This window comes from Ruegeria sp. AN6 (assembly GCF_056540425.1).
On sequence record NZ_JBQFWR010000002.1, the window covers coordinates 95,668 to 118,733 of the forward strand.

Below are 23,066 nucleotides of genomic sequence, written 5' to 3' on the forward strand. Positions count from 1 at the left end.
GAGCCCCTTCATTCAGCCTTCGTCGTTGTTGGCATTCTTTCCACGCCCGGGGCTGGCCCCTTCTGAGCCATTCCCACTACCATTGTTGCCTTTGGCCCCGCCCTTTCCGGGCTTATCACCGCCATGGCCACCTTTGCCACCGCCCTTACCGGGCTTGTCGCCACCATTGCCGGGTTTGCCGTCACCCTTGCCGGGTTTGTCGCCACCTTTTCCGGGCTTGTCACCGTCATCACCGGGATTGGTGCCTCCATCGCCAGGGTTGTCTCCTCCATCTCCGGGTTCGCCCCCGCTGTTTCCAGGCGTATCTCCTTCGCCAGACCCAGGGCCTCCGCCTGTATTTGGTCCTGCGTCTTCATCTTTTTCAGCTACGGCAGACCTTAAATTCGGATCACTGCTGCGATCCTCCCCCGTCGATGCGCCAGTGACAGACGCAGTTGGAAGATCGACAAGCAAATTGGTTAGCCCTGGGCATAGCGCTGACGTGTTCTGCAAAATATCCGGCAGGTCCGAGCGTTTTTGCAGATGTTTGACAAAACCGGGCGTGACATGTGAGCAGTCGCAAAGCGTTCCATAATCACCACTATTCGCGGCGCTGCGCGCTGTGTTGACTGTACAGACCTGAGCCTCGGCAACAGCCGCGCTGCTGGACATGACTCCGATGAATGGCGCAGCAACCAGCGCGGTCATCCCAGTTTTCGTCGATTTTCCCATACCTTAGGGCTCCCATCAATACTCCACTCGGATGCCCGGGGCACCCGTGTATGAGGTGTTGATCGAAGATGAAGGATCGGTGGGGCTTATCTGAAGAAATTTTCAAGCAACAATTTCAGGCTGAAACGGTGCAGGCCGAGAGGAACGGGTAGGCAAAGAAATGAATATATGCCGTTTATTGGTGCCGCTTCACAATCACCGATCCTACGGAATACCCGGCGCCAAATGAGCAGATTAGCCCCACATCGCCATCAATCAGATCATCTGAGTGTTTCGAAAAAGCAATGATCGATCCTGCCGAGGATGTGTTGGCATAGTCTTGTAGAATATTAGGTTGCTCTTCCGCCTCAGGTTCACGGCCCAGAACCTTTTTGCCGATGAAATCATTCATAGTCTTGTTGGCCTGATGCAGCCACAGGCGCTTGAGGTTATCGCTGCTGATACCCTCGGCCTCCATATGGTCGCTGATATGTTTGCTGACCATGGGCAGCACTTCCTTGAACACTTTACGCCCGTTCTGCATAAACTGCATGTCGCGGCGATCCTTAACCCCATCTGGACGAGAGCGGCGAAGGAAGCCGTTATTGTTCCGGATATTGTTGGAAAATGATGTAGCGCAGCGGGTCGAGATGATCTCGAAATGCGGGCCATTTGCATTGTCACGGCGTTCGACCAGTGTTGCTGTGGCCACATCACCAAAGATGAAGTGGCAATCCCGGTCGCGCCACTCCAGATGGCCCGAACAAATCTCGGGGTTCACCACCAGCGCCGCACGTACCGTTCCAGAGCGCACCATATCAGCCGCCGCCTGAATGCCGAAGGTGGCCGAGGAACAGGCCACGTTCATGTCAAACCCGAACCCTTCGATCCCAAGTGCCTGTTGAATCTCGATGGCAATCGCCGGGTAGGCGCGTTCGTGGTTCGAGGCGGCGCAGATCACCAGATCGACATGCTCGGCATCGCGTCCAGCCTGAGCCAGGGCTTTGCGGCACGCATCCACGGCCATCTCGGTCATGATCCCCGGTTCGTCGTCGCTGCGCTGGCGCAGCGCTGGATGCATGATCTCGGGGTTCAGAACGCCGGTCTTATCCATCACATACCGGTTTTGAATCCCCGATGCTTTGACGATGAATTCTTCCGAGGAATGCTGCATCGGTTCCATCTCACCCGCTGCAATCGCATCCGCATTTTCGGCGTTCATCCGGTCAGCATAGGCATTGAATGCTTTCACCAGTTCGGCGTTGGTGATGATGTTCTCGGGCGTATAGACGCCGGTACCGGTGATGGCAGGAGTGTACATGGCTGATCCTGAGTTCATGATCTGAACAAAATGCAGCCCCAGCCGGTATTGATCAAGATGTGTTGACCCAAGGGAATGCACGCGCGGCCGCTTCAGAACTTGAATAGTTCATTATTCGAAGTATATTTCGCCGCGATTCGGATGGAAGAGACCCATGTCTGACGAAATCAGCACCCGACTAGGCCGCCTCAGCCCTGAGATTCAGGCGATGATGGGGGTCTATGCGCTTTATTGGAAACTGGAAGAGAGCTTTGATTGCATCGAAACGGACCTGAGCCATCAGGAATGTCATATGTTGATCAAGCTGGATGCGCCCAAACGTATGGGGGTGTTGGCGGCAGATATGCTGAGCGTGCCATCCACGATCACCGCGACCGCCGATGCACTGGAACAGGCGGGGCATCTGACCCGGCAGCGCGATCCCGAAGACCGGCGCGCCTGGCTATTGGTGCTGACCGAACAGGGCGAAGAGGCCCGCAACATGCTGGTGGCCGTGGCTGGTGAGTTGTTTCACAGCGCATCCGGTCTGAACACCGAAGAAACCGCCGAGTTCGCACGGCTGGCACACAAAATCCGTGACAATATTCTGAAAACCGGAATTCCCGAGGGATTGACGAAATGAAACTCCTGACCTCTGTTTGCCTCGCACTGTCCTTGTTGACTGCCCCCGCCATGGCGCAAGAGCCTGCAAAGCCTGTGAAACTGATGCAGCTCAGCGAAACTTCACCCGGCTTTTCGCGTCAGTTCTTCGGCCGGATCGCTGCGCGACAAACCGTTGATCTGGCGTTTCAGGTCGCGGGGCAGATCGTCGAGATGCCTGTGACCGAAGGTTTTGTGATCCCCAAAGGTGAACTGATTGCCCGTCTCGATCAGGAACCGTTTGAGCTGCAGTTCGACCGCACTCGCCTCCAGAAAGATCAGGCGGACCGCACCCTTGCCCGTCTGTCTCGACTGCGTGGAACGGCAGCCAGCCAAGTGGCCGTTGACGATGCCGAAACAGCGGCGCAACTGGCTGCGATTGCGGTACGGGACGCCGAATATGCGTTGGAGCATGCGACGCTGACCGCCCCGTTCGATGCGCTGGTCTCAAGCCGCGCGGTTGAAGCGTTTACAACTGTTTCAGCGGGCACGCCCATCGTGCGACTCCATGATATGTCCGAACTGCGGATTGAGGTCGACGTGCCCGAAATCCTGTTCCAGCGTTCCGGACAGCAGGATGATATTACCATTACTGCTAAGTTCCCGGTTAGCGATGAGATTTTTCCGCTGGAAATACGCGAATTCGACGCAGAATCCTCAAGCGTGGGCCAGACGTTCCGCATCCAGTTTGGTTTGACCCCGCCAGAGGGGTTGCAAATTCTACCCGGCTCCTCCGTAACGGTTACGGTGCAGGTGCAGGACGAGCGTACCGGGATCATCATCCCGCCCACGGCTATAGTAGCTGATGCCAGTGGAGCACTGGGCGCGATGGTCTTCTCGCCGGTTGGTGCCGATGAAGGCACCGTACGCCGGGTTCCCGTGACGATTGAACCCACCCAGAGCGGCGATGTCCGCGTACTCACCGGCTTGACCGATGGCGAAGAAATCGTCGTCGCCGGTGGTGGTGCGCTATCCGACGGACAAACCGTCCGCCGCTTTGTCGGCTTCTCGAACTAAGGGCGGTTTCATGAGCATCGCACGCGCTTCGATCGACCGGCCGCTCTATACGTGGCTGTTCATCCTGATTGCCTTGTTCGGTGGTATCTGGGGCTTCACGTCGCTGGGCCGCCTTGAAGACCCGGCCTTTACAATCAAACAGGCGGTGATCGCCACGCAATATCCCGGTGCGACTGCTGAACAGGTGGCGCTAGAGGTCTCGGAACCGCTGGAATCCGCCATTCAGCAGATGGGTGAGGTGGACGTCATCACTTCGGTCAATCGGCCCGGCCAATCGCTGATCGAGGTCGAGATCAAGTCAACCTATGACGGCAGCGAATTGCCCGACATCTGGACCCGCCTGCGCGCCAAGGTGCGCGATGCGGCACGCGGACTGCCCTCTGGCGTCGGTGTGCCCTATGTGAATGACGGGTTCGGGGATGTGTTTGGCCTGTTCTATGCGGTGACGGCAGATGGGTTCTCGGACGCCGAAAAGCACGAACTGGCCACCTTCCTGCGCCGCGAATTGCTGACGGTCAGCGGCGTGGCTGATGTCGAAGTGCAGGGTCTGCCGGACGAGGCGATCTTTATCGAGCCCGACCTGTCGATCTCGGTCAATCAGAACGTGCCCTTACAGGCGATCAACGAGGCCATCGCAAATGCGGATTCGGTCAACGCCTCGGGTTCATTGCGGTCGGAAGGCGATCGGACAACGATCCTGACGGCCGAAGGCTCGGACAGCGTGTCGGCCATCGCCGGGCTTTCGGTTGGATCGCAGGGGCAGGTGATCAACCTGTTCGATATGTCCGATGTCTATCGTGGGCGGCAGAACGATCCCGATATCATGATCCGCTTCAACGGGACTGAGGCCTTCACGCTGGGTATTGCCGGGCTGGCCACTGAAAATATCGTCGAAGTCGGCCAACGCGCGGATGCCAAACTGGCCGAATTGGATTCTGAAATCCCATTTGGTGTCGAAATTCTGCCCATTTATCAGCAGCATGTTGTTGTCGATGAGGCTTCGAACGCATTCCTGCTGAACCTCGCGATGTCAGTCAGCATCGTGGTCGCTGTTCTGGGCATTTTCATGGGCTGGCGTGCGGCCATCGTCGTGGGTTCCACTCTGTTGCTGACCGTTGTGGGCACGCTGCTTTTCATGTCGATGTTCTCGATCGAGATGGAGCGGATTTCGCTGGGCGCGCTGATCATCGCGATGGGAATGTTGGTCGATAATGCCATCGTTGTAGCCGAAGGGATGCAGATCTCGATGTTGCGGGGCAAAAACTCTCGTGATGCGGCAGAAGATGTGGCCTCGAAAACGCAAATCCCGCTGCTGGGCGCGACGGTGATCGGGATTATGGCCTTCGCGGGGATCGGGCTCAGCCCCGATGCGACCGGGGAATTCTTGTTCTCACTGTTTGCCGTGATCGGCATCTCGCTTTTGCTTAGCTGGGTTCTGGCGATCACAGTGACACCTTTGCTCGGCCACTATTTCTTCAAGCAGGGCAAAGAGGGCGAGATTGACGCCTATGGCGGCATTCTGTTCCGCGTCTACGGAGCAGTCCTGAACTGGGCGCTGCGGTTCCGTTGGCTGGTAGTGGCAGGATTGATAGCGATCACGGTCGCTTGCTTCGCAGGGTTCGGCCTAATGAAACAGCAGTTCTTCCCCAACTCAAACACGCCGCTGTTCTTCGTACACTACAAACTGCCGCAAGGCACGCCGATTGCCCGTACGGCGGAAGATATGGCTGTGTTTGAGGATTGGTTGGCTGAACGTGATGACGTCGTCTCAGTCGCCACGTTTGTAGGGCAGGGGGCCACGCGTTTTATGCTGACCTACGCCGCCGAGAAGCCCAACCCAAGCTATGGCCACATGATCATTCGCACCGAAACGCTCGACGATATCCCCGCCTTGCAGGCAGATCTCGAAGCATTCGGCTCAGCCCAATTCCCCGAAGGAGAGTTCCGAACCAAGCGTCTGATCTTTGGCCCGGGCGGAGGTGATCCGATCCAGGCGCGGTTCTCGGGCAGTGATCCGGTTGTTCTGCGCCAATTGGCCGAAGAAGCCGTGCAAAAAATGTCAGCGGCCTCCCCGAATGCGCTGCATGTGCATCACGATTGGCGCGAGCAGGAACTGGCTGTGCAGCCAATCTATGCGACAGAACGGGCGCAAACGGCAGGTGTGTCGCGAGAAGATATTGCCGCCACGCTGCAGTTTTCGACCGATGGGATTACCGGCGGTGTTCTGCGCGAACGTGACCGCCAGATCCCGATTATCCTGCGTCGCCCGGCAGATGGAGACTATTCGATTGTCGATCAGGTGGTCTATTCCGATCAGTCGGAACGGTTCGTGCCGATTGAACAGATGGTGGATGGGTTCGACTATAAGGCGCTGAACACGTTGGTGCATCGCCGTGACCGGGTGCTGACCATCACGGTTGGCGCGGATATCCCTCCTGACATGACCGCCGCACAGGTCCATTCCGAAGTCCGAAGCGCCATTGAAGAGATGGAACTGCCCATTGGCTACAGCATGGAATGGGGCGGAGAGTTTGAAGACTCGGGCGATGCGCAGGCCAGCCTTGGGCGGCAATTGCCGCTGAGTCTGCTAATCATGGTGCTGATTTCCGTGCTGCTGTTCAACGCGATCCGACAACCCATCATCATCTGGCTGCTGGTTCCGATGTCGGTGAACGGGGTGGTCATCGGATTGCTTGGGACCGGACTTCCGTTCACCTTCACAGCGCTTTTGGGGCTGTTGAGCCTATCAGGCATGTTGATCAAGAACGGTATCGTGCTGGTCGAGGAAATCGATCTGGTCCGTGCGACCGGTAAAGCCTTGCGCCCCGCAATAGTAGAGGCCTCGGTCTCGCGTTTGCGACCTGTGATGCTTGCCGCGATCACGACCATTTTGGGGATGGCTCCGTTGCTGACCGATGCGTTCTTTGTGTCGATGGCGGTCACGATCATGGGCGGCCTGGCCTTCGCCACCATCCTGACCATGGTTGCTGCGCCCGTCTTCTACCTATTGTTCTTCACCTGCGAAGAAAAACGGAGATTGGCGACCAGTTGATAAGGTCGCGGGCGATAAGATCAGTCGCCCGCATCCTTCTCGGGATCATAATGGTAGTAAAAGCAGGATAGCTTGTTTCCATCAGGATCACGCAGATAGGCAACATAGAAACCGGGCTCGTAGTGGGGTCGCACGCCTGGCTTTCCTTCGTCTGTGCCGCCGTTTTCCAGACCAGTGGCATGGAACCGCCGGACCTGATTGGCGTTTTGCGCTGGGAAGGCGATCATCGTGCCATTTCCGATGCTGGCGCGCGCACCGTCGAACGGCCTGCAGACCCAAAAACCAGTCCCACTGTGGGGATCGGTGCCCCATCCGGCCCAGCCATCGATCCACCCGGGCAGGCGTGGTTGTTCGAAAACCGCAAAGATCGCATCATAAAAACGGATCGCCCGTGGTAAGTCATTACTTCCGTATGTCGTATAGAGATCCATAAGCAGTCCCCCTTTGTCATCATCATGTGGAGGCCTGATGCAAAGGGGAAGTAAAAATGAAAGACCCCAGCCTGAGCCGGGGTCAAATCGCAAGAGGTTCTACCAGGATTTAGCCCTGTAGCGACTTCACTTCAACATCCTCTTCGGCCTGCGCCTTTATTGCCAGCGCTGCAGCGTGGCTTGCGGCGGCGGTGGTGTAGTAAGGGATCTTGTCATAGAGCGCGATAGAGCGGATGGCCTTGCTGTCCTCGACCGCTTGCGCGCCTTCGGTTGTGTTCATGAGCAGTTGAACCTGACCGTCTTTCAGCATGTCGACGACGTCGGGTCGGCCCTCATAGACCTTGTTGACTACTTCGCAGGTAACGCCTTGTTCTTCAAGCCAGCTTTGCGTGCCGCGTGTTGCGACAAGCGAAAAGCCCTGCTTTGTCAAAACCTGAGCGGCCTCAAGCATTGCATGACCCTTGTCTGCATCCTTGATCGAAATAAACGCACGACCCGAAGATGGCAGCACCATACCCGCCCCCATTTGCGCCTTCAGGAAAGCGCGTGGGAAGTCGCGGTCCCAGCCCATGACCTCTCCGGTTGAACGCATCTCGGGGCCGAGTATCGTATCGACGCCGGGGAAACGGGCAAAGGGCAGTACCGCCTCTTTGACCGAGAACCAGGGCATGTTCGGGTCGGCCAGAGTCATCTGGTCGGCGATCTTGGTGTCGTCTACTGTCTTGTAAGGTGGGCGTTTGGGGAAATCCGCCAGTTTTTCACCTGCCATTACGCGTGCGGCAATCGATGCAATCGCGCTGTCCGTCGCCTTAGCTACAAAGGGCACGGTACGCGAGGCGCGGGGGTTCACTTCGATCAGGTAAATCTCATCATCCTTGATCGCGAACTGGACGTTCATAAGGCCGACGACATTCAGCGCCTTGGCCAGTTTAAACGCCTGTTCTTTGATCTGCTCGATGATCTCGTCGGACAGCGAATATGGCGGCAGAGAACAAGCCGAGTCGCCCGAGTGGACGCCAGCCTCTTCGATGTGCTGCATGATGCCTGCGACGTGCACATCGGTGCCATCGCACAGCGCGTCCACATCCAGTTCGACCGCACCGGCCAGATAGCTGTCCAACAGCACAGGACTGTCGCCCGAGACCACCACGGCCTCGTTGATGTAGCGCCGCAGCTGATCCATATCGCGCACGATTTCCATCGCGCGACCACCCAGAACGTAGGACGGGCGGATCACCAGCGGGAATCCGATCTCTTCGGCAATCTCCAGCGCTTGCTCATCAGTCGAAGCAATGCCGTTCTTCGGCTGTTTCAGGCCCAGATCGTTGACCAACGCCTGGAACCGCTCGCGGTCTTCGGCAAGGTCGATGGCGTCTGGAGTGGTGCCAAGGATCGGAATGCCTTCAGCTTCAAGCGCGTTGGCCAGTTTCAGTGGGGTCTGTCCGCCGAACTGAACGATCACACCGTGCAGCCTGCCGCTTTCCTGTTCTTTTGTCAGGATTTCCATGACGTGCTCGAAGGTCAACGGCTCGAAATACAGCCGGTCAGAGGTGTCATAATCGGTTGAAACCGTCTCGGGGTTGCAGTTGATCATGATGGTCTCATAGCCCGCTTCGGTCAGAGCGAAACAGGCGTGGCAGCAGCAATAATCGAACTCGATCCCCTGGCCGATCCGGTTCGGACCACCACCAAGGATGACGACCTTTTTGCGGTCGCTCGGGCGCGCCTCGCACTCAACCTCACCCATCATGGGGGCCTCGTAGGTCGAGTACATGTAGGGTGTCTGCGCTTCGAACTCAGCGGCGCAGGTGTCGATGCGTTTGAAGACAGCATTCACACCCAGATTGCGGCGGGCGCGGCGAACATTGTCTTCGTCGCGGCCGGTCAGATTGCCGAGGCGCGCATCCGTGAAGCCCAGCATTTTCAGTTTGCGGATACCGTCCTCGGTCACCGGCAGGCCGTCTTTACGAACCTTACGCTCGGCCTCGATAATCTCGCGGATGCGAGCCAGGAACCACGGGTCGAACTTGGTGACGCCGAAAATCTCATCATCAGTCAGGCCGTGGCGCATGGCTTGGGCAATGGTGCGCAGACGATCTGGGGTCTGCTGGCTGATTGCCTTGATCACGGCAGCTTTGTCGTCGGCTTCTTCCCAAACACCTACATTCAGGCCGGGGATTTCAATCTCATCAAAGCCGGTCAGACCCGACTCCATCGACGCCAGGGCCTTCTGCATCGATTCGTGGATCGTGCGGCCGATCGACATGGCCTCGCCCACCGATTTCATTGCAGTGGTCAGGTAGGGCTCAGAACCTGGGAATTTTTCAAAGGCGAATTTCGGGATCTTGGTGACGACATAGTCGATGGTCGGCTCGAACGAGGCCGGTGTGACTTTGGTGATGTCGTTGTCCAATTCGTCCAGCGTATAGCCCACGGCCAGTTTCGCGGCGATCTTTGCAATCGGGAAACCCGTCGCTTTCGATGCCAGCGCGGACGACCGGGAAACGCGGGGGTTCATCTCGATCACGACCATGCGGCCGTCATCCGGGTTAATCGCCCATTGCACGTTCGAGCCGCCCGTTTCGACGCCGATTTCACGCAGCACGGCAATCGAGTGATTGCGCATGATCTGGTATTCTTTGTCGGTAAGCGTCAGGGCAGGGGCCACTGTGATCGAGTCACCTGTGTGCACGCCCATCGGATCGACGTTTTCGATGGAACAGACGATAATGGCGTTGTCGGCGGTGTCGCGCACCACCTCCATCTCATATTCTTTCCAGCCCAACAGGCTTTCGTCGATCAGGATCTGACCCACGGGCGAGGCATCCATGCCCGAGCGGCAAATATGGATGTAGTCCTCGCGGTTATATGCCACACCACCGCCGGTGCCGCCCAACGTGAAAGCGGGGCGAATGATGGCGGGCAGGCCCACGGTTTCAAGCGTGTCCAGCGCCAGCGCCACGCCCGCGTCGAGGTCCTTCTTGCCGTCCTCATCCTTGGGCGCGGTCACGATTTCGGCCTTGGGGTTTTCGATACCCAGCCGGTCCATTGCTTCGCGGAACAGAGCACGGTCTTCGGCCATTTCAATGGCGTCGCGTTTGGCGCCGATCATCTCGACACCGAACTCGTCCAGCACGCCCATCTCTTCCAGTGCCAACGAAGTATTTAGGCCGGTTTGCCCGCCCATTGTGGGCAGCAGGGCGTCAGGGCGTTCTTTTTCGATGATCTTGGCGACAACTTCGGGTGTGATAGGCTCGATATAAGTGGCATCGGCCAGACCGGGGTCGGTCATGATCGTGGCCGGGTTCGAGTTCACCAGAATGACCCGGTAGCCTTCTTCGCGCAGAGCCTTGCAAGCCTGTGCACCGGAATAGTCAAACTCGCACGCCTGACCGATAACAATGGGCCCCGCCCCGATGATCATGATCGACTGGATGTCGGTTCTTCTCGGCATGGCCTTGTTCCTTCGATTGTCCGCGAGTCAGGGCACCGCCCCAGCGCCCAAATTGTCCTGCGTTATAGGGACCGCGCGAAAAGGTGCAAGAGCTATCGGAAATGGGTTTAAAATTGCCGCTTTCCCCTCTTTCCCTCGGCGCGCTATTCTCTATACCGCGCAGCACGGCAAATGAGGATGCAATTGCGTATTCGTTTCGATCAAGGACCAGCCGGGCGCGGAACTCGTTTCGAGCGTCCAATCCGGATTATCCGCGCGGACAACGCGGAAGAGGTGCCCCAGGCTCTGGCGGCGCTTGATCAGGTGCGTGCGGATGGGGCTTGGCTGGCAGGATACGCAAGTTACGAACTTGGCTATGTGCTGGAACCACGACTCGCGGATCGATTGCCAGCAGGTCGTCGCCTGCCGTTGTTGTGTTTCGGGGTGTTTGATGAACCGGATCGCGTTGGCCTGTCACAAAATACTGGCGGTATCACCGAGTTTGAACCTCGTTGGGACGAGGCGCGCTACACCCAAGCCTTTCGATTGGTGCATGACGCCATCGGTGCTGGGGACATCTATCAGGCTAATCTCACTTTCCCGATAGACCTTGAAGTGACCGGGGGCAGCGCCGCGCTTTACGCTACGCTGGCGGCGGGCCAGCCTGTTGGTCATGGCGCATTGGTCCAGCAGGATGGCTTGCCCGACTTGCTAAGCCGATCTCCTGAACTGTTCTTCCGCACCGATGCCGAAGGTCGGATCGAAACGCGCCCGATGAAGGGCACCCAACCGCGCAGCGAAGACCCGGTCGAAGACGAACGCCGCCGCGTTTTCTTGTCGTCAGACGGAAAGAACCGGGCTGAGAATCTGATGATCGTTGATCTGTTACGCAATGATATCAGCCGGGTGGCTTTGGCCGGGTCGGTAAAAGTGCCCGAGCTGTTCAAGGTCGAGACCTATGCAACCGTGCACCAGATGGTCTCGCTGGTGCAGGCGCAATTGCATGTCGGCGTCGGGTTGTCGGATATTCTGACAGCCCTCTTCCCGTGCGGCTCGATCACTGGGGCACCTAAGATCAGGGCGATGGAAATCCTGTCTGATCTTGAGCCGTGGCCCCGCGATGCCTATTGCGGCACCATTGGCTGGGCAGCACCGGATGGGCGATCTGAATTCAACGTGGCCATCCGCACTCTTATGGTTGAAGACGACAAAGCGACCCTGAACGTCGGCGGTGGGCTGGTCTGGGACAGCACTGCCCCTTCAGAATATGAGGAGGCGCTATGGAAAGCCCGCTTCGCCCACCAACCGAGCCTGATTTCCGTCTGATCGAAACTTTGGCCTACAGGCCGGGTCAGGGGTTTGTTCGCCTCGATCGACATCTGTCCCGCATGGCCTGCACAGCTGAGAAGCTGGGGATTGCGTTTGACCGAACCGCCGCGCGGATGATACTGGACGCGAGTTCGGGTGAGATTGCATTGCGCTGCCGTTTGACCCTGGACACGGATGGTAAATTTGACCTGACAACCGGAGGGCTGGCCGCCAATCCGCCCGTCTGGCGCGTGGATCTGGCCAAACAGAGGCTCTCTTCATCGGATATCTGGCTGCGTCACAAAACGACCCGAAGGACCGTTTATGACATTGCGCGCGCGGGCTTGTCGGCCGGTGTTGATGAGCTTTTGTTTCTGAACGAACGGGATGAGTTATGCGAAGGCACCATAACGAACCTGTTCCTGACCATGCCGGATGGAACGCAACTGACGCCAACGCTGCAATGCGGATTGCTTCCCGGAGTTCTGCGTGAGGAATTACTGGATAATAAACAAGTTACCGAAGCTGTTCTAACCTTGACCGATCTTCAAAATGCACAGTCTATCTACTTTGGAAATTCCCTGCGGGGGCTGATCCGGGCGGAGCTTGTAGCACATTGAGCAAAAACACCGAGTGGGTGGACACCCCAGCAACCAACCAACGCCTCAGGATCGAGTTCATACTATTCTATGTCGCCGTCCCGGTCCTGATCGCGACTTTGTTCCCGCCTAGCTGGATGTTTCCTTCTCTCTTTGCGTTTACCGGCCTCGGCATTTTGCTGCTGCAGGATACGCCCGGATTCTCTTGGGCCGAGCTTCGATATGGTTGGCGAAACTGGTCGTGGACGGAAGTCGTTGCATTTGCCCTGTTCATGGCTGCCTTCTGTTCCGCCCTAGTATTGTGGGCACGACCAGATGCAGCCTTTGCTCTTCTGCTGTATCGCCCGGAGATGCTGATATTCATTTGGATCGGCTACCCGTTGCTGTCCGCTCTGCCGCAAGAGCTGCTGTTCCGCTCGCTCTTTTTCCGGCGCTATCATTCGATCTTGCCCCAAGGGCAGGCGGCCTATTTGCTGAACGCCGGGCTGTTTTCGCTTGCGCACCTGATGTATTGGAGCTGGGTCGTCGCGATCATGACCTTCGCCGGGGGCCTTCTGTTCACCTGGGCGTATCGCAAGCGAGGGTCATTCTTCTATGCTGTTCTTCTGCATGCAATTGCCGGCAATATTATCTTTGCGGCTGGGCTTGGTGTCTATTTCTACTCGGGCAACGTGCAAAGGCCGTTTTGACGGCGCGACCCGCCTTGACTTTCCTAGCCCAAAGGGGTGTATCGGCGCGACGAATTCTGCGCCCGAAGGGATATGATCCATGCACGCCTATCGCAGCCACACCTGCGCCGCTCTGACCGCCGCCAATGTCGGTGAAACCGTCCGCCTGTCTGGCTGGGTGCATCGGGTTCGAGATCACGGCGGTGTGCTGTTCATCGACTTGCGCGACCATTTCGGTGTGACACAGGTTCTGTGCGATGGCGACAGTGCGGCATTTGCTGAGCTTGAGAAGGTGCGGTCCGAATGGTGTATCCGCATCGACGGTACTGTCAAAGCCCGCGACGCTGATCTCATTAACCCGAAATTGCCAACAGGCGAAATCGAGGTTTACGTGCGCGAGCTGGAAGTTCTGGGCGCTGCCGATGAACTGCCGTTGATGGTGTTCGGCGATCAGGAATACCCCGAGGAAACCCGTCTGCGCTATCGCTACCTCGACCTGCGTCGCGAGGCGATGCAGCAGAACATGACCCTGCGCTCGGACGTTGTTGCATCAATGCGCCGCCGCATGTGGGATCAAGGCTTCCGCGAATATCAAACGCCGATCATTACGGCATCCTCACCCGAAGGCGCACGCGACTTCTTGGTGCCGTCGCGTTTGCACCCGGGCAAATTCTACGCGTTGCCGCAGGCGCCGCAGCAGTTCAAACAGCTGATCATGGTGTCGGGTTTCGACAAATATTTCCAGATCGCACCCTGCTTCCGCGACGAAGACCCGCGCGCTGACCGTTCGCCGACCGATTTTTACCAGCTTGACCTCGAGATGTCGTTTGTCGAGCAGCAGGACGTGTTCGACACCATCCAGCCCGTGCTAACCGGTGTATTCGAAGAGTTCGGAGGTGGCCGCAAGGTCGATCAGGAGTGGCCGCAAATCTCCTACAAGGACTCGGCCCTGTGGTACGGCACCGACAAGCCCGACCTACGCAATCCTATTAAAATGCAAGTGGTCTCTGACCACTTCCGCGGGTCTGGCTTCGCGATATTCGCGAAGCTGCTAGAGCAGGAAGGCACCGAAATCCGCGCCATCCCTGCACCAGGTGGTGGTAGCCGCAAGTTCTGTGACCGTATGAACGCCTTTGCCCAGAAAGAAGGTCTGCCCGGTATGGGTTACATTTTCTGGCGGGATCAGGGCGAAGGTATGGAAGCCGCAGGTCCGCTGGCCAAAAACATCGGCCCCGAACGCACCGAGGCTATCCGTCAGCAATTGGGTCTGGGCGTCGGTGATGCGGCGTTCTTCTTGGGCGGTAAACCGAAGGCCTTTGAAAAGGTCGCTGGCAAAGCGCGGGATGTGATTGGCGAAGAGCTTGGTCTGACTGAAAAAGACCGTTTTGCCTTTGCCTGGATCGTGGACTTCCCGATCTACGAGCAGGATGAAGAAACCGGCGCGATTGATTTCGAACACAACCCGTTCTCGATGCCGCAGGGCGGAATGGAAGCTTTGCAGGGCAACCCTCTGGACGTACGTGGGTATCAGTATGATCTGGCCTGCAATGGCTACGAGTTGGTGTCGGGTGCGATCCGGAACCACAAGCCCGAGATCATGTTGAAGGCCTTTGAACTGGCAGGGTACGGCGAAGACGAAGTCAAATCCCGCTTTGGCGCTTTGTTCAACGCATTCCACTACGGCGCCCCGCCGCACGGTGGCTGCGCCGCTGGTATCGACCGGATCGTGATGCTGTTGGCGGATGAGGCCAACATCCGCGAGGTGATGATGTTCCCGATGAACCAGCGCGCCGAAGACCTGATGATGGATGCTCCCTCTGATCCGACATCGGATCAGCTGATGGAGTTGGGTCTAAGGATCATTCCACAGGACTAAAGCCAACCGCTCGCCTTGAGCGGGCAGCTTTTGTCTTGCTGGTGGCAAAGACCCAAACACTCAGCGATGATTGCGAGATTGGTCGCGTATTGTAGAAGTACCTGCCACGGTTCAGTCGAACGGGCTCCCATGGTTTCGCCGCTTGCGGCGGATGGTTTTAGCGGTAAATCGTGTTCGGCGATAGAGCCATACACTCAGGATCGAGGCCGTTAAGAAGTAGGCAGTCAGCACGTCAGATTGCCTCCTGTCCTTCCAGGCGGTCTTGCACAAGGCCTGCGACTCTTGCGGTCTGTGCTGTCATCGGGGCACCTTTGGATTGCGACCGCGCAAGCTCATGCACCGCCTCTGCAAGCGTTGTGTCATTCGCATCTCGTGCAACGCTTTGCAGAAACTGCGTGGCATAGTCTAGCGTGCGTTGGTCCGTCGGCCCGGTGAGCACATCGGCGATATGGGCCATGTCGTCCTGATACGCCAACGGGTCCGGGTGAATGATATCGTCTTTGACCGTGCCAAGGTCACTGGGGCGCCGGTCTTCCGGCAAAAGCGCAAGAATAGTTTTCTGGAAATAAGCAACCGATTTGAGGGGTTTGGCCAGAAAGCCATCCGCCCCTGCACGCAGGGCAAGTGATTGGGCGTTGTCATCGCCGGACAACCCAAGAATGACGCCGATTCGGGGAACTTCATGGGTCAACTCGGCAATCAGATCTGCGCCCGAACCATCGGGAAGACCCATATCAACAATCAGGACCGAAGGTCGGTAGATCTGCAAATGCCGCCGCGCCGATTTCAGGCAATTCGCCCGCCGAATACGCGCTCCGCTGTGCAAGCACATCAAGCGTATCGCGTCGCAAGCATAGCGGCTGTCTTCGACCACTAGGATGGTTTGGCCCAGTAGTGGCCGAATCTTGGTTGGCAACGCCGGAGAAGCGAAAGGTTCCGAATCGTCCATGGCAGAACTCCTGATTAGCAGATATCTCACGCTAGGAACTTCTGGCTAATACAGGGTTAACGCGCGTTTTGGCGCACTTGCCCTTTAGCCGGACAACCCCCATAACCGCCGCAGCGCAGAATGAAGGAGAGTCCCATGATCGGTCGCCTGAACCACGTTGCCATCGCTGTTCCCGACCTCGAGGCTGCCTCGGCCCAGTATCGCAATGCGCTGGGTGCCAAGGTCGGCGCACCTCAAGATGAACCAGATCATGGGGTCACCGTGGTGTTCATCGAATTGCCCAACACCAAGATTGAACTCTTGTATCCATTGGGTGAGAACAGCCCTATCAATGGGTTTTTGGAAAAGAACCCTTCAGGTGGTATCCATCATGTCTGCTACGAGGTCGAAGACATTATCGCGGCCCGCGATCATCTGAAAGAGACAGGGGCGCGGGTTTTAGGCTCGGGTGAGCCCAAAATCGGTGCGCACGGCAAACCAGTTCTTTTCCTGCATCCAAAAGACTTCAACGGCTGCCTGGTCGAGCTGGAACAGGTTTAACGCCTATGACCATCACTGCAGCTTTTGTTCTATTCGCAGTTATCTGGTTTATGACCCTGCTTGTGGTCCTGCCGATTCGCATCAAAACACAGGGTGATCTGGGCGATATTGTTCCGGGAACCCATGCCGGTGCGCCAGAAGTTCATCACATGAAGAAGAAGCTGTGGATCACGACCGGGATTTCAGTGGTTCTGTGGGCGATCATTGCAGGCATCATCATATCGGGACTGATCAGCGTAAGGGATTTTGATTGGCTGAACCAACTGGAACCACGCGGCTAAATTAGCGTCGGTCATTCGATAAGCCGTGGTAGATATGGGTGAAGGTCGCGGCACCTAGTATCGGGATCAGCAGGTTGACCAGCGGAACCGAGAGCGGAACTGCCATAAGGATGCCTGCGACCCAAATCGTTGTTGCATGTTTTGCCCGCAGTTTCCGTGCACCTTCGCGCCCCAGTCGACGCATGGCGGCCAACGTGAAATACTCTCGCCCCAATAGAAACCCGTTCATGCCCCAGAAAATGAACAACGCGAATGGGGTGAAGAACGCATAGAGGATCAGCGCCAGCAGGTTGGCGACGATCAAAACCCCCAAAAAGCTGAGCGTATCCCGCAGGGCGTCGCTGAATGGGATGCGAGTGGCAGGAGGTAGAGTGGGATAGTGCCTGTCCTCAACCGCCTGCGCGACCTCGTCCAGAAACATCGAGGTAATGGCCGAGGCGACGGGGACCATCAGGAATACCGATAACACCATCATCAACAAGAACGAGGAGGCACTGAGCAGATCGTTCAGCCATGTCACCTCACCCAATATCGGCAGGGTGGCCTGATCGCCGACCAGTGCGTTTATCAGCCACAAAAAGCCGGCATATGCAGCCACCAACAGCGCGAAGGTCAGGCCAACACCCAACAGAAGAACCTTGCGAAATCTTGGGTCGCCGATCTGTCCCAGAGCCTGCAGAAATGACTGAACGATGATCATTCTGAGACCCATTGCGTCAGTGTAGTTACATCCGGGCGCGGTCGCTCGGGAGGGGCAGTCCCTTCAGTCGCAATGTGGATGAAGCCTGCTATTTTCTCATTTTTGGACAACCCCAGTCCTTGCTCGCAAAAGCTGCGGTTATGGGACTGCCAGCCTGAAAGCCAGTTCGCGCCCCAACCCGCAGCCAATGCCGCGTTCAACAATGCCAGACAAACGGCGCCTGCCGAATAGGTCTGTTCAATTGCCGGGATCTTTTCGGAAGGTTTCTGCACTTCGATGACAGCTACGGCCAGATGGCCCATGTCGAACTGGCTGCGTGCCTTGGCGATATCTTCGGCGCTTTTGCCCATGGCCAGACCGCAGGTTTCGGTCAGCGCCGCAAGACGTTGCATGGCCCCATGTTCGATAACGACAAAGCGCCAGGGCTCAAGCTTTCCGTGGTCGGGACTGCGCGCGGCAGCGATGAGCAAAGGCATCAACTCTTCCCGCGTCGGGGCTGGTGCCACAAGCGTCTTAGCTGGGCGCGATCGGCGCACCTGCAGAAAATCCAACGCAGCTTGGTTTTTCAGGGACATATGTTAACTTCCTTCACATGGGCAGTGCTTATGTCGGAGGCATGCCATCTTCTTTCAAGGGCAAATTGCCCCCTAAAAGGTGACTAATTCAATCGGAAAGGCAGCCTGAGATCAGATAAAGAGACGGAAGGGAACCGCTATTTAATTAAATCGTCGCTCTCACGAATCTGATAGACGCCTTCGGGCAAATCCAAAGCCGCCGCCAGATCGCGTACCTGCTCAGGTGACAGGGTGATTTTTTGTATCTGATCAGTTCGGGGGTCCAGCTGCTCAAGCGTGACGCACTCGGCAAAGTTGTTGATGACGACGTCCTCTTGCAAAGGTTTGACACCTTCGTCCACCAGAGTAATGACCGTCGAGTCGAATTCGTGTTCAATTGAAAACATATCGGCACAGTGCCTAGGCAGAGATCGCAATGCAACCCGTTGCAGCGGCATTCGGCAGTAGCCCAGGCAAGTTGGGCGCGTTATGCTTGTCTGCCGACAGGTTGACTGAAAGGAATAGGAATGCGCGGTTTTGCCTTGTCGCTGGTTTTGCTGTTGGCGGCTTGCGGCTCTTCGTCCGTAATCGCGATTCCGGCAGCGGAATGGCAACCCTCATCACCGGCTCTTCGCGAGAAGGCACGGGAATTCGAGCAGGTCAGCCGCGCGGTTGCAGCGTCGGCTGAAAAGGAATGCCGCCGCCAGGCACGTTCTGCCAATTGTGATTTTGCCATTCTGGTTGATCTGTCATCAAGAGCGCCAGCAAATGCATTCCAGACGCTGGACGAGGACGGGCGACCGTTGATCATATTCACGCGGCCGATGATTGATTCAACAGAGAATGCGGAAGAGATGGCTTTTGTCATGGGGCATGAAGCAGCCCATCACATTCTGGGTCACATCGCCCGACAAACGAAAAATGCCAAGGACAGCGCGCGCATTTTTGGCGAACTCGCCCGCAAGCAAGGTGCAGATGATGCGGGAATTGAGCGTGCACAGGCTCTGGGTGCCGAGGTCGGGGTGCAGAACTATACGCGCGTGTTCGAGCTTGAGGCGGATCGTTTGGGGACAAAAATCACCCATGCGGCAGGATATGATCCAATGATTGGAATGGCTTTTTTCCAGCGAATTCCAGATCCGGGTGACCGTTTCTTGGCGACACACCCGCCAAATGCTGAACGGGTCGAGGCGGTTCTGCAAACGGCCCGCCAGTTGGGATTGCGATAATGATTCAGCTAGACCGATTGGGCGTGGTGCTCAGCGATCGCGGGTCGAAATATGCAGTTACCGGTGCAAAGGTAACCAGCCGTTCCGATGTTGATGCAGTGCTAGCAGAGCTTAAATCCGACAAGGCTTATGCCAAGGCAACTCATAACACCTGGGCCGCGATGTTGCCAACCGGAGCGCTTAAGGCCGACGACGGAGAATCCGGTGCCGCGATGGTCATTTTGCGGATGATGGAGCGCGCGGGTCTTTCGGATCACGTCATAATCGTGACGCGTTGGTATGGCGGCAAGAAACTGGGTGGAGACAGGTTCCGCCGGGTACAAGATGCCACCCGAGTGTATCTGGACCAGTTAGAAGCCGGGCATTGACCTGAGTCAAAGGCATCGTTTGATGCATGGGCTACCTTTTCTTCAGCGAGCAAAGAAAGGGAAACGCATGTCTGACCGAGCAACACTGCGATATCACGCAGGTCTGATGGATGAGATGGCTACAACGCTCGGGGTTGATCTGCAGGAGGCCGCGATTGACGGTGCCTTGCGATTTGATGAAATCTCGGACGCAGTACTGCGCTGTGCCCAATGCCCAAATCCGGGGCATTGCGCGGCCCTTTTGGACCAGGGCACCGACTTGGGCAGTGCACCGGAATACTGCCGTAACCAGGAATTGTTGAACAGGCTAGCGCCATAAAGGAGGAGCATGTTCATGCCGCAACTTGGGCGGATTATGCCGCATTTCCATCTAGTTCAGAGAATGGCGCGGGCAATTGGCGCAGATGTTGTGGCGGCACATCGGAATGGGCGTCTGGAGCAGCAAGACTGGGCTCAGATGATCCACGCATGCCGTGGTTGCGAATGGGCGCACGCCTGTACTGACTGGTTGCATAAGAACGAAAATGTAGAGAAGGCACCAGTCGCCTGCCCAAATCGGGCAATGTTTGCGGCCATTAAGGTAGGAAGCAATGGTTGAGCACGATCCTCGAACCCGACTGGGTGAGATCGAAAAACACTTTTGGCTGACACGATCGGTGGCGCGCTGCATGGGGATATCCCTGACCGAAGGAATGGCCGAGGGAAGGATCACGCCTCAAGAATACGCCCTGATGGTGACCCGTTGCCGTAGTGCTGGATGCAGCGAGCAATGCCAGTTTTGGCTTGCTGATCAGCAGAAAAAAGCATCTGCAGCACCGCAATTTTGCGCCAATGCCAGTGCTCTGAACGATCTGGCCTGACCGTCAGAGCTTATTGTGCGTCCCGTCGCATAACGGCGGATTGGCGCAGTGCTTACAGCCACAAAAGAACACCTTCTTGCTGGCCTCAGCCGTGTATTTTACTGGTTCGAACGACGTGTCTTTGTGCGAACCGTCGCAAAATGGTTGCCGCTTGGACTTGCCACAGGCACACCAGAAATAGGTTTTTCCTTCGGTCACTTCGACCGGATAGGGCGATTTCTGGGCTATGATCGGGGCGTCTGACATGTGGCTACTCCGTCTTTAGCTAACGTCGAAGTCAGAGTTTAGGGTTCTTTGTCAAAAAAGGTAGTCTGCGAATGAAAATCCGCCTTCCAGCGTGGATTCGCCTTAATTCACGAAAGCGTTATCGATTCGGTTGCCATATGAAATTCTTGGTCCTATTCTGATACCGGCCCCGAAAAACTGGGCAATATCAGAAAAGTAATAGAGGATTGATGGACATGAAACTGAAATTTGCTGCTATCTGCGCCACGGCCGTTGTACTGACTGCGTGCTCGCAGCAAGAGGAACCGACCCCGGTCTATATCCAACCCGACTATGACAAGTATGGCACGCCCAGCTGTTCGGCAGGCTACGAACTGGCCACGACCGAGGCGGGTCAGACCGTGTGTAATCCGGTCACGCAATAAGCGTTTCGCAGGCGGTCCATATATTCGGACCGCCTGCACATTCAAGCCGCTGCCGCCGCCGAAAGGCGGTTTTTTCTTGCCTTTCTGCCGCAGGTCGCGAACGTCGGTTCAGGTGGAATTGATCGGAAAGGCCTATGCGAAAATTATTTGATCACCTGAAAGATCGCACTCGCTGGAGTTGGCAGGGCCTATCAGCTACTTGGCGCGAAGAATATTCGTTTCGGGCCTGGGGCTGGGCAAATCTTGTTTCAGGCGCTTTGGCATTCCTACTTCCGCTCGATTCCGCTGAAAAAGCGTTGATCCTTGCGCTCGGGATACTGGTATTGGTGGCTGAACTGTTCAATACAGCCATCGAACGAACAGTCGATCATACCTCGACCGACCACCATGTGCTGGCGGGGCAGGCCAAGGACGCGGCAAGTGCAGCAGTGGCGCTTACTGCTGTTGCCGCTGGTGTTGCTTGGGTCGTGATTCTGTTTGGGCTGTTGTAGTCCGGGTCTCGGTCACACCGATGAACACAAACGTCCCCAAAGATCGTATTCTCCGGCCTCGTCAACCTCGACAGTGACGATATCGCCCGGATTCAGTTTTTCGAAGCCCTCATCGATAAACAGATTTCCGTCGATCTCGGGCGCGTCGGACTTGGTGCGGCAGGTCGCGGCTTCATCATCGATGTCATCTACAATGACCTCGATCGTTTGCCCGACTTTGGCCATCAGCTTAGCCTCGGAAATGGCTTGCGCCTTCTCCATGAAGCGCTCCCACCGATCTTGTTTTACGTCAACTGGAACATGATCTGGCAGATCGTTTGAGCGGGCGCCATCGACATTTTCGTACTGGAAGCAACCGACACGATCCAATTGCGCTTCGTCCATCCAGTCGAGCAATGTTTGGAATTCGTCTTCGGTTTCACCAGGATATCCGACAATGAACGTCGAACGCAGGGTGATATCGGGGCAAATCTCGCGCCATGCCGAAATCTCTTCCAGAGTTTTTGCCCCTGCGGCCGGCCGGGCCATGCGCTTTAAAACGTCCGGGTGCGCGTGCTGGAACGGAATGTCTAGATAGGGCAGCACGTTACAGCCCGCATCCGCCATAAGCGGAATCAGATCGCGCACATGGGGGTAAGGGTAGACATAATGCAACCGCACCCAAGCATCGAATTGGCCCAGCTCACGCGCCAGATCAGTGATATGGCTGCGCACCTCGCGATCTTTCCACGGATTCAGATCATATCTGCGATCCAAGCCATAGGCCGAGGTATCCTGCGAGATCACCAACAATTCGCGCACGCCGCTATCGACCAGTTTCTCGGCCTCGCGCAGCACAGCATGCGCTGGGCGGCTGGCCAGCTTCCCGCGCATGTCCGGGATGATGCAAAACTTGCACTTATGATTACAACCCTCGGAAATCTTGAGGTAACTGTAGTGGCGCGGCGTCAGCTTCACGCCCGAAGCCGGTAGCAGATCGACATAGGGGTTCGGATCCGGGGGCACCGCGGCATGAACCGCATCCAGTACCTGTTCGTATTGATGCGGTCCAGTCACCGCCAGAATACGTGGGTGATGCTCGCGGATATAATCGGGTTCGGCCCCCAGACAGCCCGTCACGATGACTTTGCCATTTTCGACCAGCGCCTCGCCGATGGCATCCAGAGACTCGGCCTTAGCGCTATCTAAGAAACCGCAGGTGTTCACAATTACGGCATCAGCTCCGGCATAGTCCGGCGAGATACCGTAACCTTCGGCACGCAAACGGGTCAGAATACGTTCGCTATCAACCAGCGCTTTAGGACAGCCCAGCGACACCATTCCAAGTGTTGGCTGACCACGGCGGGGTGTCTCGGCGATGCGGGCCTCGGGGGCCAGATCGGGGCGGAGGTTCGGTGGGTTCGTGCTCAT

Annotated in this window: 26 protein-coding genes; 16 read left to right on the forward strand and 10 right to left on the reverse strand. The window is 56.9% G+C overall.

The features are described from left to right. Window positions 1-12: 12 nt before the first annotated feature. Window positions 13-711: a hypothetical protein gene (locus tag ACR0MQ_RS04680; protein WP_480606311.1), complete on the reverse strand. Its 699-nt coding sequence runs from the start codon at window positions 709-711 to the stop codon at window positions 13-15. A 175-nt stretch (window positions 712-886) separates the two neighbouring features. Continuing rightward, complete coding sequence (locus ACR0MQ_RS04685) at window positions 887-2,011, reverse strand: beta-ketoacyl-ACP synthase III (RefSeq protein WP_170772560.1); 1,125 nt, start codon at window positions 2,009-2,011, stop codon at window positions 887-889. A gap of 154 nt (window positions 2,012-2,165) precedes the next feature. Here ACR0MQ_RS04685 and ACR0MQ_RS04690 point away from each other — a divergent pair, with 154 nt between their 5' ends. Genes ACR0MQ_RS04690 through ACR0MQ_RS04700 form a run of 3 tightly spaced genes read left to right on the forward strand, consistent with a single transcriptional unit; the run spans window position 2,166 to window position 6,719 of the window. Continuing rightward, entirely contained in the window at window positions 2,166-2,633 is a 468-nt protein-coding gene (locus tag ACR0MQ_RS04690; RefSeq protein ID WP_170772558.1) for a MarR family transcriptional regulator, read from the forward strand. Continuing rightward, on the forward strand, window positions 2,630-3,667 hold the full coding sequence (locus ACR0MQ_RS04695) for an efflux RND transporter periplasmic adaptor subunit (RefSeq protein ID WP_480606314.1): 1,038 nt from the start codon (window positions 2,630-2,632) through the stop codon (window positions 3,665-3,667). Before ACR0MQ_RS04690 ends, ACR0MQ_RS04695 begins: the two co-directional genes overlap by 4 nt. A 10-nt stretch (window positions 3,668-3,677) precedes the next feature. Further along, a complete protein-coding gene (locus tag ACR0MQ_RS04700) occupies window positions 3,678-6,719 on the forward strand; it encodes an efflux RND transporter permease subunit (RefSeq protein ID WP_480606317.1) in 3,042 nt (1,013 codons plus the stop codon). Window positions 6,720-6,739: 20 nt separating this feature from the next. Here the strand turns inward: ACR0MQ_RS04700 and ACR0MQ_RS04705 are convergent, their stop codons facing one another. Together ACR0MQ_RS04705 and carB are read right to left on the reverse strand one after the other, a co-directional pair. Next, a complete protein-coding gene (locus ACR0MQ_RS04705) occupies window positions 6,740-7,150 on the reverse strand; it encodes a VOC family protein (protein ID WP_170772552.1) in 411 nt (136 codons plus the stop codon). A gap of 109 nt (window positions 7,151-7,259) precedes the next feature. After that, entirely contained in the window at window positions 7,260-10,604 is a 3,345-nt protein-coding gene (gene carB / locus ACR0MQ_RS04710) for a carbamoyl-phosphate synthase large subunit (RefSeq protein WP_480606320.1), read from the reverse strand. 177 nt (window positions 10,605-10,781) lie between these two features. Between carB and ACR0MQ_RS04715 the strand changes: the two genes are divergently transcribed. The 4 genes from ACR0MQ_RS04715 to aspS all read left to right on the forward strand — a co-directional run bounded on the left by ACR0MQ_RS04715 (window position 10,782) and on the right by aspS (window position 15,034). After that, window positions 10,782-11,909, forward strand: a complete 1,128-nt coding sequence (locus tag ACR0MQ_RS04715) for an aminodeoxychorismate synthase component I (protein WP_170772542.1) — start codon at window positions 10,782-10,784, stop codon at window positions 11,907-11,909. Continuing rightward, on the forward strand, window positions 11,864-12,511 hold the full coding sequence (locus ACR0MQ_RS04720; protein WP_170772540.1) for an aminotransferase class IV family protein: 648 nt from the start codon (window positions 11,864-11,866) through the stop codon (window positions 12,509-12,511). Before ACR0MQ_RS04715 ends, ACR0MQ_RS04720 begins: the two co-directional genes overlap by 46 nt. After that, a complete protein-coding gene (locus tag ACR0MQ_RS04725; RefSeq protein ID WP_170772538.1) occupies window positions 12,508-13,179 on the forward strand; it encodes a CPBP family intramembrane glutamic endopeptidase in 672 nt (223 codons plus the stop codon). Before ACR0MQ_RS04720 ends, ACR0MQ_RS04725 begins: the two co-directional genes overlap by 4 nt. Before the next feature lie 79 nt (window positions 13,180-13,258). Beyond that, the gene (gene aspS, locus ACR0MQ_RS04730) at window positions 13,259-15,034 is read left to right on the forward strand and encodes an aspartate--tRNA ligase (protein WP_170772536.1); all 1,776 of its coding nucleotides are present in this window, start codon (window positions 13,259-13,261) and stop codon (window positions 15,032-15,034) included. Between the two features lie 232 nt (window positions 15,035-15,266). Here aspS and ACR0MQ_RS04735 read toward each other — a convergent pair whose 3' ends face one another. After that, window positions 15,267-15,983 (reverse strand): response regulator, encoded by a 717-nt coding sequence (locus ACR0MQ_RS04735; RefSeq protein ID WP_480606323.1) that lies wholly within the window; start codon window positions 15,981-15,983, stop codon window positions 15,267-15,269. A gap of 135 nt (window positions 15,984-16,118) precedes the next feature. Between ACR0MQ_RS04735 and mce the strand changes: the two genes are divergently transcribed. Both mce and ACR0MQ_RS04745 read left to right on the forward strand, forming a co-directional pair. Then, entirely contained in the window at window positions 16,119-16,523 is a 405-nt protein-coding gene (mce, locus tag ACR0MQ_RS04740) for a methylmalonyl-CoA epimerase (RefSeq protein WP_010441821.1), read from the forward strand. Window positions 16,524-16,528: 5 nt separating this feature from the next. Further along, window positions 16,529-16,804, forward strand: a complete 276-nt coding sequence (locus ACR0MQ_RS04745) for a DUF1467 family protein (RefSeq protein WP_170472854.1) — start codon at window positions 16,529-16,531, stop codon at window positions 16,802-16,804. Between the two features lies 1 nt (window position 16,805). Here ACR0MQ_RS04745 and ACR0MQ_RS04750 read toward each other — a convergent pair whose 3' ends face one another. The 3 genes from ACR0MQ_RS04750 to ACR0MQ_RS04760 all read right to left on the reverse strand — a co-directional run bounded on the left by ACR0MQ_RS04750 (window position 16,806) and on the right by ACR0MQ_RS04760 (window position 18,465). Continuing rightward, window positions 16,806-17,504, reverse strand: a complete 699-nt coding sequence (locus ACR0MQ_RS04750) for an EI24 domain-containing protein (RefSeq protein WP_170772532.1) — start codon at window positions 17,502-17,504, stop codon at window positions 16,806-16,808. After that, the gene (locus tag ACR0MQ_RS04755; RefSeq protein WP_010441824.1) at window positions 17,501-18,079 is read right to left on the reverse strand and encodes a nitroreductase family protein; all 579 of its coding nucleotides are present in this window, start codon (window positions 18,077-18,079) and stop codon (window positions 17,501-17,503) included. Before ACR0MQ_RS04755 ends, ACR0MQ_RS04750 begins: the two co-directional genes overlap by 4 nt. Window positions 18,080-18,216: 137 nt before the next feature. After that, window positions 18,217-18,465, reverse strand: coding sequence for a hypothetical protein (locus tag ACR0MQ_RS04760; protein WP_170772530.1), 249 nt, complete (start codon window positions 18,463-18,465; stop codon window positions 18,217-18,219). Between the two features lie 120 nt (window positions 18,466-18,585). On the opposite strand from ACR0MQ_RS04760, the gene ACR0MQ_RS04765 reads away from it, so the two are divergent. The 5 genes from ACR0MQ_RS04765 (at window position 18,586) to ACR0MQ_RS04785 (ending at window position 20,515) form a co-directional block, all read left to right on the forward strand. Further along, the gene (locus ACR0MQ_RS04765; protein WP_480606327.1) at window positions 18,586-19,287 is read left to right on the forward strand and encodes a M48 family metallopeptidase; all 702 of its coding nucleotides are present in this window, start codon (window positions 18,586-18,588) and stop codon (window positions 19,285-19,287) included. Then, a complete protein-coding gene (locus ACR0MQ_RS04770; RefSeq protein ID WP_170772525.1) occupies window positions 19,287-19,655 on the forward strand; it encodes a YigZ family protein in 369 nt (122 codons plus the stop codon). Before ACR0MQ_RS04765 ends, ACR0MQ_RS04770 begins: the two co-directional genes overlap by 1 nt. Before the next feature lie 67 nt (window positions 19,656-19,722). Then, complete coding sequence (locus ACR0MQ_RS04775; RefSeq protein WP_170472838.1) at window positions 19,723-19,974, forward strand: DUF6455 family protein; 252 nt, start codon at window positions 19,723-19,725, stop codon at window positions 19,972-19,974. A gap of 15 nt (window positions 19,975-19,989) precedes the next feature. After that, entirely contained in the window at window positions 19,990-20,253 is a 264-nt protein-coding gene (locus ACR0MQ_RS04780) for a DUF6455 family protein (protein WP_037321510.1), read from the forward strand. Further along, entirely contained in the window at window positions 20,246-20,515 is a 270-nt protein-coding gene (locus tag ACR0MQ_RS04785; protein ID WP_170772523.1) for a DUF6455 family protein, read from the forward strand. The genes ACR0MQ_RS04780 and ACR0MQ_RS04785 overlap by 8 nt, the downstream gene beginning before the upstream one ends. 3 nt (window positions 20,516-20,518) lie before the next feature. Here ACR0MQ_RS04785 and ACR0MQ_RS04790 read toward each other — a convergent pair whose 3' ends face one another. Beyond that, window positions 20,519-20,761, reverse strand: a complete 243-nt coding sequence (locus tag ACR0MQ_RS04790) for a CDGSH iron-sulfur domain-containing protein (protein WP_010441831.1) — start codon at window positions 20,759-20,761, stop codon at window positions 20,519-20,521. 215 nt (window positions 20,762-20,976) lie between these two features. On the opposite strand from ACR0MQ_RS04790, the gene ACR0MQ_RS04795 reads away from it, so the two are divergent. Both ACR0MQ_RS04795 and ACR0MQ_RS04800 read left to right on the forward strand, forming a co-directional pair. Beyond that, window positions 20,977-21,165 carry a hypothetical protein gene (locus ACR0MQ_RS04795; protein ID WP_010441832.1) on the forward strand — a complete coding sequence of 63 codons (189 nt, stop codon included), beginning with the start codon at window positions 20,977-20,979 and terminating at the stop codon, window positions 21,163-21,165. A 134-nt stretch (window positions 21,166-21,299) separates the two neighbouring features. Further along, the gene (locus ACR0MQ_RS04800; RefSeq protein WP_319545039.1) at window positions 21,300-21,656 is read left to right on the forward strand and encodes a diacylglycerol kinase; all 357 of its coding nucleotides are present in this window, start codon (window positions 21,300-21,302) and stop codon (window positions 21,654-21,656) included. A gap of 12 nt (window positions 21,657-21,668) precedes the next feature. Here the strand turns inward: ACR0MQ_RS04800 and rimO are convergent, their stop codons facing one another. Further along, window positions 21,669-23,066: a 30S ribosomal protein S12 methylthiotransferase RimO gene (rimO, locus tag ACR0MQ_RS04805; RefSeq protein ID WP_480606331.1), complete on the reverse strand. Its 1,398-nt coding sequence runs from the start codon at window positions 23,064-23,066 to the stop codon at window positions 21,669-21,671.